Annotated in this window: 11 protein-coding genes; 3 read left to right on the forward strand and 8 right to left on the reverse strand. The window is 28.9% G+C overall.

Translation table 11 applies throughout. From position 1 onward, the window contains the following. Positions 1–84: 84 nt before the first annotated feature. Positions 85–729: a polyprenyl diphosphate synthase gene (gene uppS, locus CDIF1296T_RS14570; RefSeq protein ID WP_003422884.1), complete on the reverse strand. Its 645-nt coding sequence runs from the start codon at positions 727–729 to the stop codon at positions 85–87. A 138-nt stretch (positions 730–867) separates the two neighbouring features. On the opposite strand from uppS, the gene CDIF1296T_RS14575 reads away from it, so the two are divergent. Continuing rightward, positions 868–1,338, forward strand: a complete 471-nt coding sequence (locus CDIF1296T_RS14575) for a DUF4358 domain-containing protein (protein ID WP_009891020.1) — start codon at positions 868–870, stop codon at positions 1,336–1,338. Positions 1,339–1,460: 122 nt separating this feature from the next. Here the strand turns inward: CDIF1296T_RS14575 and CDIF1296T_RS14580 are convergent, their stop codons facing one another. Then, a complete protein-coding gene (locus CDIF1296T_RS14580; RefSeq protein ID WP_004454119.1) occupies positions 1,461–2,249 on the reverse strand; it encodes an HAD family hydrolase in 789 nt (262 codons plus the stop codon). A gap of 367 nt (positions 2,250–2,616) precedes the next feature. On the opposite strand from CDIF1296T_RS14580, the gene CDIF1296T_RS14585 reads away from it, so the two are divergent. Further along, complete coding sequence (locus tag CDIF1296T_RS14585) at positions 2,617–3,573, forward strand: LCP family protein (protein WP_004454117.1); 957 nt, start codon at positions 2,617–2,619, stop codon at positions 3,571–3,573. A gap of 284 nt (positions 3,574–3,857) precedes the next feature. Continuing rightward, a complete protein-coding gene (locus tag CDIF1296T_RS14590) occupies positions 3,858–4,823 on the forward strand; it encodes an LCP family protein (protein ID WP_004454115.1) in 966 nt (321 codons plus the stop codon). 197 nt (positions 4,824–5,020) lie between these two features. Here CDIF1296T_RS14590 and CDIF1296T_RS14595 read toward each other — a convergent pair whose 3' ends face one another. From CDIF1296T_RS14595 to CDIF1296T_RS14620, 6 genes are all read right to left on the reverse strand, one after another. Beyond that, complete coding sequence (locus tag CDIF1296T_RS14595) at positions 5,021–7,132, reverse strand: cell wall-binding glycosyl-hydrolase Cwp19 (RefSeq protein ID WP_009897928.1); 2,112 nt, start codon at positions 7,130–7,132, stop codon at positions 5,021–5,023. A gap of 301 nt (positions 7,133–7,433) precedes the next feature. Continuing rightward, positions 7,434–8,141: a C40 family peptidase gene (locus tag CDIF1296T_RS14600; protein WP_003431770.1), complete on the reverse strand. Its 708-nt coding sequence runs from the start codon at positions 8,139–8,141 to the stop codon at positions 7,434–7,436. Positions 8,142–8,339: 198 nt separating this feature from the next. Beyond that, positions 8,340–10,253, reverse strand: a complete 1,914-nt coding sequence (locus tag CDIF1296T_RS14605) for a polysaccharide biosynthesis protein (RefSeq protein WP_009897930.1) — start codon at positions 10,251–10,253, stop codon at positions 8,340–8,342. 83 nt (positions 10,254–10,336) lie between these two features. Then, entirely contained in the window at positions 10,337–11,428 is a 1,092-nt protein-coding gene (locus tag CDIF1296T_RS14610) for a glycosyltransferase (RefSeq protein WP_003431768.1), read from the reverse strand. A 5-nt stretch (positions 11,429–11,433) separates the two neighbouring features. After that, on the reverse strand, positions 11,434–12,801 hold the full coding sequence (locus CDIF1296T_RS14615) for a UDP-glucose dehydrogenase family protein (RefSeq protein ID WP_004454112.1): 1,368 nt from the start codon (positions 12,799–12,801) through the stop codon (positions 11,434–11,436). Continuing rightward, positions 12,755–13,507, reverse strand: coding sequence for a glycosyltransferase family 2 protein (locus CDIF1296T_RS14620; protein WP_003426498.1), 753 nt, complete (start codon positions 13,505–13,507; stop codon positions 12,755–12,757). The genes CDIF1296T_RS14615 and CDIF1296T_RS14620 overlap by 47 nt, the downstream gene beginning before the upstream one ends.

Below are 13,507 nucleotides of genomic sequence, written 5' to 3' on the forward strand. Positions count from 1 at the left end.
TATTATTAGTGTTATTTTACCATCAAGAAGTTTTTTTTTCAATAATTTAAAACACTCTACAACCTTAAATCAGAATATTTTTAATTATCCACCTAAAGTTACATCTTGTGTATCATACCAACTAAATGCGTCCTTTATATCGTCACTCTTAAAATCTGGCCAATAATTATCTATAACATAAAAATCTGCATAAATTGATTGTACAGGAAGGAAACCACTTAATCTCCTTCTTCCACCCCATCTGATTATCAAGTCTAGTCTGGATACATCAAATGACTGTATGTAATCCTGTATATTATTTTTATTTACATTTTCTACTCCTGATATATTATTTAAGTCCCAATACCAACCATAATTTACCAGAAGATTTGCTTTTATTTGACCTTCTTTGGCTTTAATTCTATTAGTATATGGTAATAATTCTTCTGGAAACATTGGCGATTTTGTATTTCCTACAACTAATAAAGCAGCACCTTCATCTATTAATATATTTGCAGCATCAATACATGCTTTTGTAAAAGCTTTTGTCTGCACTGATGGACGTCTTGTATTATCAGTTGTAAATCCATAAAAAGTCACCTCTTCACAGCCTAAATCTCTACATAATCTATAAGACTCTAGTCCAGGGTCTATTCCACTTTCATATCCTTTATCTTTTGTCATACCATTTTGACTTGCCCACCTTCTATTTCCATCCGGTATAATTCCTACATGTTTTGGTATTCTCATTTCTAATCACCTCTCAATAGGTATTATTATCAAAATATTACATTATTAATCAAAACTGTAACATTAAATACATTTATTTTTATATAATTATGTAGTAAACTAATTTAAGACAGAGTTTAAAAAACTTGGAGGTTTATCATGAAAAAAATTTTAATATTGTTTTTTTCGATAATCTTATCATTAGGAATGGTTAGTTGTTCTTCAAGTGGTGATTACAAAAACGTTTCTACATCAAAAATAAAAAAAGCATTAAAATCTTCTGATTTACTTATAAAGGAATCAAAAATCTTTGATGCAAAGGATTTTAACTATTTTAATGATGTAGAGGAAGACATAATTCAAGGTTTTGTAATTAATTCTTCTGAAAAATTATCTCTAGAAGATATTATCGTTATAAAAACTGACGAGGTAGATAAAATCTATAAAACTCTAGAAAATTATAAAAAAGATATGATACAAGCACCTTTTGGAGAAGGACATGGAGAAAAAATCAATTCTGAAATAGCAAATAATACTATAATTGAGAAGGCAGGTAGATATGTTTATTTAATTTCTGCTGAAAATGCAACTCAAATAGAAAACAAAATACTGAATATCATAAAAAAATAAATATCTATTATTGATGTTTATTAAATATCAATGTAATTTTCGCATAAATAAACTTATTTATCAAAATTACATTGATATTTTTTTGATTTCTTCAAAATAATCTTTTTCATCTATACATATGACTATCCAATTTTTATAACCTCTTTTATCTTATCTACAACGCCATTTTCAGTATTTCTTTTTGCTCTAAATCTAGCAATTTGTTTCAAATGTTCATTTGCATTTTCCATGGCATAACTATGATAGGCACTTTTCATCATTTCCACATCATTTAACTGGTCACCAAATACCATAGTTTCTTCATATTTTATATCTAACATTTTTTGTACTTTTTTTATGGCACTCCCTTTATTTGCACCTTTTGCAGTTAAATCAAGCCACTCCACTCCAGAAATACATACTTGAGCTCTATCAGAAAACTTTTCAAAGTAGATATTATTATTATGTTCTGCACCTTTGAAGTCAAATACAGCTATCTTCAATATGTCTCCCTCTACTTTCGTCAAATCTTCTACAATTTTAAACTTTGCATAATAAGTACTGACCTCTTGTATAAACGCTTCATCTTTGCTTTCTATATAAGCGTATTTTTTCCCACTCATTACAATTTTTTTCCCTTTTATACTTCTTGTTGTCTCTATGATTTCATTTACTAATTCTTTATTTAAAGGATTTGATAATATTTCTTTTCCTTTATATACTACTAGTGTTCCATTTTCTGATATAAACATCATATCATCTTTTATATCTTCAAATTTTTTTATAAGATTTTGATACTGCCTGCCACTAGCAGCAGAAAACATTATCCCTCTCTCTCTTAATTTTTTAAATACTTTATAAAACTCTGGATTTATTTCGCTCTTTTCATCTAACAAAGTTCCATCTAAATCTGTTGCTATTAATTTTATCATACATTTCCTCCCCCAAATTATTAATTTATAATTATTTTTTATTAATTTTTATCGGTTTGAATTTTCAATTCTTATTATACACTAAAAATTTTAAATTACAATTTGCACCTTTCATAAGATGCTATAACTACATTCAGGAAAATATTTTTTTCAATATACACATTAGTTTATAAAAATTTAAGTCTTCATACAATTATATTCCAATAAAATCAATAATAACTACACACTTTCTTCTATAAAATACTATAAAAATAATTATATTATGACAAACTTATGCTAATTTATTGTGTTTTTTATTGCTTATGTAACAAATTTTTAATATAATTAACTATGTGTAATTAAAAAATTTAGAAAGTAGGGGATATTATTGTCAGGACTCAAAAAGTTCGTTATATTTCTAGCCCTTTTAGTTATAGCATTTCCTGTTAGTATATATGGATATGTTTTTACTAAATTAAAAACTATACAAGATGATAGTATAAATACAGAGGCGCTTAGTAGTAATGACTATAAAAACGAAGAAAATATCACAAACATATTATTGTTAGGTACAGATGCAAGACCAGGAGAAGAAGTTTCTCGTTCTGATGCCATGATGATACTTACTATTGATAATAAAAATAAAAGTCTTAAGCTAACTTCATTAAATAGAGATACTTATGTTAATATACCAGGACGTGGAGAACAAAAATTAACACATGCCTACGTATATGGACAAGCTAACTTATTAATAGAAACTATAGAAGAAAACTTCCAACTTGATATACAAAACTACGCCGTAGTTGACTTTTTCTCTTTTATGGATATAGTTGATGCTTTAGGTGGAGTTACTGTTACTGTTGATAAGAGTGAAATAAGAGAATTAAATAAATTTATTCCTGAAACTTATAAATGGAATAAAAATGACAATAAAGGTTCTCTTAAATATATAAGAAATTCTGGTGAGCAAAAATTAAATGGATATCAGACACTTGCATTTTCTCGTATAAGAAAAAATGATAGCACAGATGAAAGAGATAGAAGACAAAGAAGTGTTATACAGAGTTTAATAAATGGTGTTAAGGATTTACCAGTCACTAAATATCCTAATCTAGTTAACACAATACTTCCGTATGTAAAAACTAATATGAATCCTAATGAAATAATATCTTTAGGAAAAGAACTTTTAAGTATAGGAAATTTAAATTTGAAATCTATGGAGTTTCCTCTTTCTACTGAAAATGGTAGAAAAATAGGTAATGCAGGCTATGTAATACCTTTTGAGGAATATGAACTAGATGCAATGCATGATTTCATATTTAAAGATATTATGGTTGAAGATTAGAAATTCCAAAACAAACCAATAATTTGATGATAAATACATACCTCTTAAATGCAAATTATTTTGTATTTATGGGGTGTGTTTTTATTTTAAAATATAAATTACTTTTAAAAAATATATTATATATACTTTTAACTATATATATAGGTCGATAAATTTTCTTATAAATTATATCATTGTCTTTTTTTTGTAACTGAAACAAGTATTGAATATATCTCAATACTTTAATATAATTAAGTGTATGCTATTAAAAAATATACAGGAAAAAGAAGAAAGAAGGGGTACTTTTGTCAAAATTAAAGAAATTTGTTATACTACTGGCTTTCTTGGTAGTAATATTCCCTATAAGTGTCTATGGATATTTTTATTATAAATTATCTGCTATTCATGACTCGAGCATAAGTAGTGATTTATTGGATAACAATGACCATAAAAATGAAGATGGGATAATTAACATACTACTTATGGGAACAGATGCTAGACCAAATGAAGATTCTTCAAGGTCAGATGCTATGATGATACTTACTATTGATAACAAACACAATGATATCAAACTTACATCATTAGCTCGTGATAGCTATGTAGACATCCCTGGTCATGGTAAACAAAAACTTACTCATGCTTATGCTTATGGACAAGCTGATTTATTAATACAAACAATTGAAGAGAATTTTAATATTGATATTCAAAATTATGCTTGTGTTAATTTCGAATCATTTATGTATATAATTGATGCTATTGGTGGCGTTGAGGTTACTGTTGAAAAAGGAGAAATACGAGAACTAAATAAATTTATTCCTGAAACTTATAAATGGAATAAAAGTGATGATAAAGGTAGCATACAATACATTAGAAACTCTGGAAAGCAGACTCTAAATGGATATCAGGCACTATCTTTTGCACGTATCAGACACAACGATACAGCCTTTGCTAGAGATGGCAGACAGAGACAGATTATACAAGCTATAATCAAGAAAACGGAAACTTTACCTGTTACTAAATATCCAGGTTTATTAGATGCAGTTCTTCCATATGTTAAAACTAACATGAAGCCTAATGCAATACTTTCTTTAGGAGCTCAAGTTTTAAAAATGGGTGACTTAAATATTAAGCAATTTGAATTTCCTATTGATGATGAAATTCACAGTACAGGTGGTATATATGGAAAAGCTGGATGGGTTCTTAGATTTGACCCAGATACTTTAGACATATTACACGATTTTATATTTAATGACATAGAGTTTAAACAATAAAAAATTCAACATAAAGTTTATTAAAAAGTATAAGATTAATTACTAAAAAAGAACTATATCGCATAATTATTTTCAAGTTGCTGTGTACACTTGATTACAAAATGCATATAGTTCTTTTTTATTTTCTAATTTATCATGATAATTTTCATTTTAATCTACATTTATAAAATACTCTGTATTTTAAATTAACTTTTTTATTACTTAACTAAGTTTAAGAAAGTGTTTAATGTGTTTTGATTTATACCATCTCCAGCTTCGTATACTAGAGTAGTTTTCTTAGGCTCTAAAGCAGTTTTCTGAGCAGATGTTACACTATTTCCAAGCATAACTACTGGTGATTTTAATTTAGCTGCTAAAGGACCTGATGTTAATGCATCTACCAATTGATTACTTTTACTTACAAACATTGATGAATATTCAGCATTTGGATAGAATTTTTGTATTACTTTTCCATTTGTTTCTTCTCTATTTTCTCCAGCTATTCTATTTTTAGATACATCATTTGTAATGACCTTATCCAGCTTATTTATTACTGAATCAGATATACTTAGATTACCACCTATAAAATAAGCATCTTTTACTTTTAAATCTGATATCCAATTGTAAACTTCATCACTTACATTATCTTTTGATACTAATACTATTGGTTGCTTTTCTTCTCCTGCTTTTGAAGCTATAGAAAGAGAATCTGCTTCACCTGTACCACTTGTTATATATAGTTTTTCTACTGGATTAGTTTTTACTAATTCTTTTGCTATCATTAAAGATGTACTATATCTATCTGAACCACCAACTCTATTTATTGATACATTTGACAATGTATCTTTTATCTCACTCTCAACTTTATCTCCAATAGAGTTATTTCCTCCAATTAAAATAACTTTACTTGGATTAAGTCTTTTTAACTCATTCTTAGTGGATGTAGGTATATTATCCTTATTTACCAATAGTATAGGAGCATCATTTGATGTAGCAAGTGGTGTTGATGTTATACCATCAACTATAGAGTACCCATTTACTAATACTACTGTATCTGAATTTGTAGCCCAACCTTTTTTACTTATTGCTACTGCTGTGTCATATCTTTCGTCGCCTCTTAATTTCTCCACTTTAACATTAGATGGTGGAGTAACTGGTTCTTCACTACTAGAATATAAACTCTTTAAATCCTTTTGTATAGAAGTACTATTTGCTATATCTTTAGCTGAGAAATACATACTACCTTTTATTTCACTATACTTTCTATTTAATGTTACTTGTTGTACTATTTCTTTTGCTATATTTTGTCCACCATAACTCGATTGACCTTGCTTATATATACCTTGTCCTATGTATAAGTCTACATTTGTTCCTTTTACTTCATTAGCCCACCATGCCACTAATTTAGAATAATCTGCTGCTTTAAGACCAATTGGCCAGTAAAGTTGTGGAACTACATAGTCAATCAATCCTTGTTTTATCCATGCTCTTGTATCTGCATATGTACCTACATAACTTTCATTACCTGATGTATCTGAACCTGTTGGGTCACTACTCTTATTTCTCCATATACCTGCTGGGCTTACACCAAATACAACATTAGGCTTTATACTCTTTATAGACGCTTTTACATCTCTAAGTAGAGTATTTACATTTTCTCTTCTCCAATTATCCTTATTTTGTCCTTTTCCATATTTTTGGTATGTTGCAGTATCATTGAAACTTACTCCTGGATAGAAGTAATCATCAAAATGAACTCCATCTATATCGTAATTTTGAACTACTTCTGCTATACTATCCACTATGTACTTTCTAACTTCTGGTAAACCTGGGTCGTAGTAATACTTATTTCCATGTTTAACTACCCAGCTTGGATTTTTCTTTGCTGGATGATTTGCTGGCAATTTATCTATGCTCTCATCTGCCATAGTTATTCTATATGGATTAAACCATGCATGAAATTCCATTCCTCTTTTATGTGCTTCTTCTATTAAAAATGGTAATGGGTCATATCCAGGGTCTTTACCTTGTGTACCGGTAAGATATTCAGACCATGGGTTTATATTTGATTTATATAAAGCATCTGATTTTGGTCTTACTTGAACCACTGCTGTATTTATTCCTACACTTTTTAATTTGTCCAATAAATCTGTGTATTCCTTTTTTTGCTTGGCTTCATTATTCTTAGTCTTAGGCCAGTCTAAATTATAAACTGTAGATATCCAAGCAGCTCTCATTTCCTTATCATTTGATGAATCAGCAAATGAACTTACACTACACATAGTAAGTGTCATTATCAATGATAATACTAATATACTTATTTTTTTCATTTCATCCCCCTTAATTTTTTAAATTTATTTTTTCTACAATATACTTCTTATTAAGTATATCTAAAATTCATATTATCTGTCAAATATTGAATAATATAGTTAAAATTTATATTTGATATTTGATTATAATATGAAATAATTTATTATAAAAAAAACAGCAAAGAAATTTATCTTCTTTGCTGTTTTTATAACGTTCATCACTATTTTAATATTACTAAACTCTTAAATCTCTATGTAAAACATTAAATGTAATTATATATTTAATGTTAATATTCAATCCTATGTAAATCAATATCTATTATTATTGTAAAACACGTGTAGCAGTTATAAGTCTTTTTGCATAATTAGTTCCTGGAGCCATGCTAGTAACTTTTACTACATCTCCTGTTTGTGGTGAATGTATGAATTTAGAATCTCCTACATACAATCCAACGTGATTTATTGAACCACCTGAACCAAAGAAAACTAAATCTCCTGGTTTTAATTCTGCTCTTGATACTTTCTTTCCTACTGTTGCTTGTGATCTTGATACTCTTGGTAAATTAACTCCTGCTCCATTTTTATAGACATAAGAAGTGAACCCAGAACAATCAAAAGAATTTGGTCCAGTTGCTCCCCATTTATATGGCTTACCTTGTTGCTTAAATGCTAAGTTTAAAACATTTTGTACCTTTGCATCTACATTTCCACCTTGAATAGTTAAATAATCTCCATTTACCCATCCTGTAACATTGTCAACACTTTTTATTTTAATCCATCCATTTGAATGTAATTCTAAAACTTCAACTTTGTCTCCTGTGTTTATCTTTCCTACTACTGCATCATTTGCACTAGCTCCACTTCTTACATTTAAAAAATCACACTGGTCTACTGTTGCACTCATAGGTGAATTAGTTGGCTCTGCTGCACTAGCCGTTATTGCTCCTGCTTCTACTGTGACAACTCCTGCTATTAACACCATAGCTATAAATTTTTTCAATATATGTTTTTTATTTTTAATATTCATCATAATCTCAAATACCTAATCCTTTCGAAAATTTAACATTTTGTTCCTTCGTTTCCAATTCCTAATTAACATTCTATCTTACATCAAAATAAATTGCAACCTTTTTTGTAATCTTTTTGTAATCTTTTTGTAATCTTTTGTTTCTTTTTAGTATATATTTGTTTCTTTTTGCTCCCCCTGGTTACAAATTAGAAATATATTCTACTTTTCTCTAGTTGTTGCAATTTCTTTGATATTAGCATCTTCTGGTTTAATATAAGTTGGCACTAATTCCCTCATAATACCATCTATTTTTTCAACCTCTTCATTGTTAGTAATTTCTCTTAAAAGTTTTAAGTATTTTGTTATTTTTTCTCTATCAACATCTATTGGTCTACCAATAAAAATCTTTTTATGCTCTGTATCCAACAGACCTTCTTCTGACATAAGTAGTTCTTCATACAACTTTTCTCCTGGTCTAAGACCAGAAAATTCAATTTTTATATCAACATCTGGCTCAAATCCACTGAATTTAATTAAGTTTTTTGCTAAATCCAATATTCTTACAGGTTCTCCCATATCAAGTACAAATATTTCTCCACCTTTAGCCATAGCCCCAGCTTGTATGACTAAGCCTACTGCTTCTGGTATTGTCATAAAATATCTAATAATATCTGGATGAGTAACTGTCACTGGTCCGCCATCTTCAATTTGCTTCTTAAAAAGTGGAATTACACTACCATTACTACCAAGCACATTTCCAAATCTAACAGCAACAAATTCAGTCTGGCTTTCAGCATTCATAGTCTGTATAATCATTTCAGCAGCTCTTTTAGTAGCTCCCATTATGTTAGTAGGGTTTACAGCCTTATCTGTAGATATAAGGACAAATTTCTTAGCTCTATATTTTGAAGACAAGCCAGCTATGTTTAAAGTTCCAAATATATTATTCTTTATAGCTTCGCCAGGGCTCGATTCCATAAGAGGAACATGTTTATGTGCTGCTGCATGAAATACCACTTCTGGTTTATATTTATTAAATATTTCATCCATTCTTTTTTCTTCTCTTATTGATGCTATTACTGTTTTTAAATCTAATTTATTTTTATATTTTCTAAGTAATTCTTGTTGTATTGAGTAAGCATTATTTTCATAATTATCAACTATAATAAGCTCTTTAGGATTAAATCCTGCAATCTGTCTGCAAAGCTCTGAACCAATTGAGCCTCCTCCTCCAGTTATTAAGATTACTTTTCCCTCAATGTAATTACTTATCTCTCTTAAATTTGTTTTTATAGGCTCTCTACCCAACAAGTCTTCTATCTCTACTTCTCTAATCTGTTTTATATCAACTTTTCCATCTATAATTTCGTAAATTCCTGGTATTGTCTTTATTTTACAGTTAGTGTTTTTACATATATCAATAATATCTTTTTTTCTACGTTTCTCTATGTTTGCTATTGAAAAGATTATCTCATCTACATTGTACTTTTCTACCACATCTTTTATATCTGAAGTTGTTCCTACAATTTTCACATTATGGATTATTCTTCCAATTTTATTTTTATCATCATCAATTATAGCCACTGCTACTTTTTTAAGTTCTGGATTTCTTTTTAGTTCCTGTATAACCATTTCTCCTGCATCTCCTGCACCAATTATAAGGATATTTGAAACCTTTCCTCTAGAATATGTCTTGTTCATGACTATTCTTATAGCTCTATAGGCTATTCTTGCGCCACTTGTAAACATTATAATAAATATTGTATTTAATACATAAAACATTATAGGATAATCAAACCCTAATAATTTATTTATTATATAAATCGGAATTAAATAAGCTAAAGTTGCCACAAAAATAGATATAATTTCTTCTTCTCCTGCATATCTCCATAATGTGTTGTAGCACTTAAACAATCTAAATGATACTATATGAAGTACTATATATATACACACTGAAATTATTATATCATTAGTGGTAAATGCATTTAAATTACCTGTCAAGCTTAAAGACATTCGAAACGCTACTAGTACGCTACAAATATCTAGAATTAATAGTGTTAAATGTCTAAATTTATATTTTTTAAAAAGCCTATTAAAAAAGCTTTCTTTCTCTAAATCTATACTTTCTCGCATAACTAGAAGCCCTCCTTTAAACAGCAAAAGCTACGCACCTAAGCATAGCCAACAACATCTATCTTTTGCTGTATTTTTTCATTTTATTTTTTATATTTATCAAATATAGAATCATAAATTTTTTCTATATCATTAAAGTTTAAATTAACCTCATAATTTTCTCTAACAAATTGACGCCCTTTCTTACCCATATTAAGTCTAAGTTCATCATTTTCCATTAGTTTTATTATAGCATTTTTTATTTCTTCTGGTTGTTTTGGTTCTACAATTAAGCCAGTTTCATTTTCCCATACAGATTCTGGATGTCCTCCTACATTTGTAACTATAACAGGTACTTCACATGCTTCTGATTCTATAGCTGCCACTCCAAATCCCTCTCTTAAAGAAGGAAATACAGTTACATCAAAAGAATTAAAAGTCTTGCTTACATTTTCTGGAGATATTCTTCCTAAAAACTGAACATCATTTTCTATACCCAATTCTTTAGCTAAATTTATTAGGTTGTCCATCTGACTTCCAGAGCCACCTATTTTAAGAATTATTTTCTTATCTTTATATTCATCTTTAAGCATCTTAAATGCTTGTATTAAATATTCTATTCCATATTTTTTTTCTAAACTCTTTATAATTCCTATTACAAAAGCGTCTTCTTTTTCTACTTCCATAGGCTTAAACCTATCCATATCTACTCCAAAAAAGGTTACATCTACATGTTTAGCTGTATATTTATTAGCCTCTTTAGCCATATCTCTACTATTTGAAAAGATATAGTCTGCTTTTCTAAAGTTATGTTTTATAATTTGTTTTTGTATAAAACCATTATTAGGGAAATCATAAATATCAGTACCCCAAACAGAAATAATATATGGATGATACCCAAGTAGACTGCCTATAAATCCATAACTACTTGCATACTGTGCATGCAATATATCTGGCTTTATTTCATTTACTAGCTTCTTTATCTGCTTTATTGAACCTAAGTATCCCGTTTTTTTAGAAATATTTTCATTTTTTAGTTCTTCTACATTAGAACCAAAATTATAAATTTTTATTCCTTCCATGTGACCTCCATTTAAAGAGATTACATGAATGTCATATCCTTTATTTTTAAAAAAACTACACCATTTTAAAGTATGAGGATTTGACCCATCAGCTAAATAACAAACAGTCTTCATAATATTTACCTTCCTATCGAATAATACTCAATTCCTAACTCTTCCATATCTTTAATTTTATAACAATTTCTTCCATCAAGGACTAAAGGATTTTTCATCTTTTCCTTATACTTATGTATATCATAATTTAATACATCTTTCCATTCTGTCATTATAAAACATATCTCTGCATCTTCTATCGCATCATCTACAGAATCAGCATAAAGTATAGAATCACCAAATATTTTCTTAGTATTATTTACACCAATTGGGTCATATACAGTAACTCTTGCCCCTCTTTCGAGCAAATATTTTATATTTGGTATAGATGGTGCTTCTCTTATATCATCAGTATCTGGCTTAAAAGTCAAACCTAAAACAGCAACCTTCATATCTTGAAAGCTCTCTACTAACTTAGATGCCTTTCTAACTAATTTAAGTTTTTGACTTTCATTAACTTCTATTGCAGCTTTTACTGTTTTTAATTCATAACCATTATGTTCAGATAACCAGTGAAGAGCTTTTGTGTCTTTTGGAAAGCAAGAACCACCATATCCTATTCCCGCCTTTAAAAACTTACTTCCTATTCTATCATCATAACTCATTCCTAAAGCTACATCTTCTATGTTAGCTCCTGCTATTTCACAAAGATTTGCAATATCATTCATAAATGATATTTTAAGAGCTAAGAAGTTATTTGATGCGTATTTTATCATCTCAGCACTATTTCTATTTGTAACTATTATAGGTTGATTAAAAGGCTTATAGATTTCCTCTAATATTTCTCTAGCCCATTCACTTTCTACACCTATAACGATTCTTGAAGCATGTAGAGTATCTTTTACTGCTGTTCCTTGTGATAAAAACTCTGGATTAGATGCAAGTTCTACTTTTACATCATTTTTTAGGTTTCTATTTATATAATCTTCTATCTCTTCATTTGTACCAATTGGAACTGTAGATTTTATTACTACTAGAGTATCTTTTGTCACAGTTTCAGCTATTTGCTTTGCAACTGCCTTTATATAATCTAGGTTGGCTGAGCCATCACTTCTCTCAGGTGTACCTACAGCTATTAATATTACATCTACATCTTCATAAGCTTTTTTATAGTCTGTAGTGTAATCTATTCTTCCTCTGTTGTAATTTTTAACCATAAGTTCTTCTAGGCCTTCTTCATATATAGGTGCTATTCCAAGTTTCATTGATTTAACCTTTTGTTCATCTACATCAACACAGACTACATTTTCATTGCCTACCTCTGCTAGACAAACACCTGTAACCAAACCTACATATCCCGTCCCAGCTATAGCTATTTTCATTTTTTTACCTCCAAGTATATAAAACTTATACTCTTTTTTTAATGGCATTAAAAACATAGAAACAAAATACATATAGACTTTTTGGTAAACTTAAATTTTCAACATTTCTATAAGTATTCCAAGTTCGTTTTAATGCTTTTATCTTGTTACTTGATATAGAATTTCCAACTAATCTGTAATTCACTAAATCTTCTTGAATCCCATATGCATATTTTTCCTTTTTAAGTAACTGTAACCAGGTTGCAGTATCTTGTCCTCTTCTTACCAAAGGCATGCTGAACTCTCCTACAATCTCCTTATCAATGACCACTGTAGAACATCCTATTATAGTATTTCTAAGTAATCCTTCATAGTCAATTTTCTTAGGAGCTCTTGCAACCTTATTCGTTTTTGACCCATCTTGTCTCATATATCTATAAGATGTAAAAGAAAAACCTACATTTTCTTTTAACATATATTCTATCTGAATCTCTAATTTTCTACTATCCCATAAATCATCACTATCTACAAATGCAATAAATCGACCTTCCGCATTCTTAATACCAACATTTCTAGATACTGCAGCTCCAGAATTTTTTTCAAGCTTTATATATTTTATTCTAGCATCTTCTTTTCGAAAACTTTTTATAATTTCACTTGAATTGTCCTTAGAACAATCATCCACTAATAAAAGCTGCCAATTTTTATAAGTTTGATTTTGGATTGACTTTATCGTCTCTGATAAAAACTCTTCTGAATTATAAACAGGAGTAATTATCGATACTAAAGGCTCATTCAT

It is taken from the genome of Clostridioides difficile ATCC 9689 = DSM 1296 (assembly GCF_001077535.1).
Lineage (GTDB): Bacteria > Bacillota > Clostridia > Peptostreptococcales > Peptostreptococcaceae > Clostridioides > Clostridioides difficile.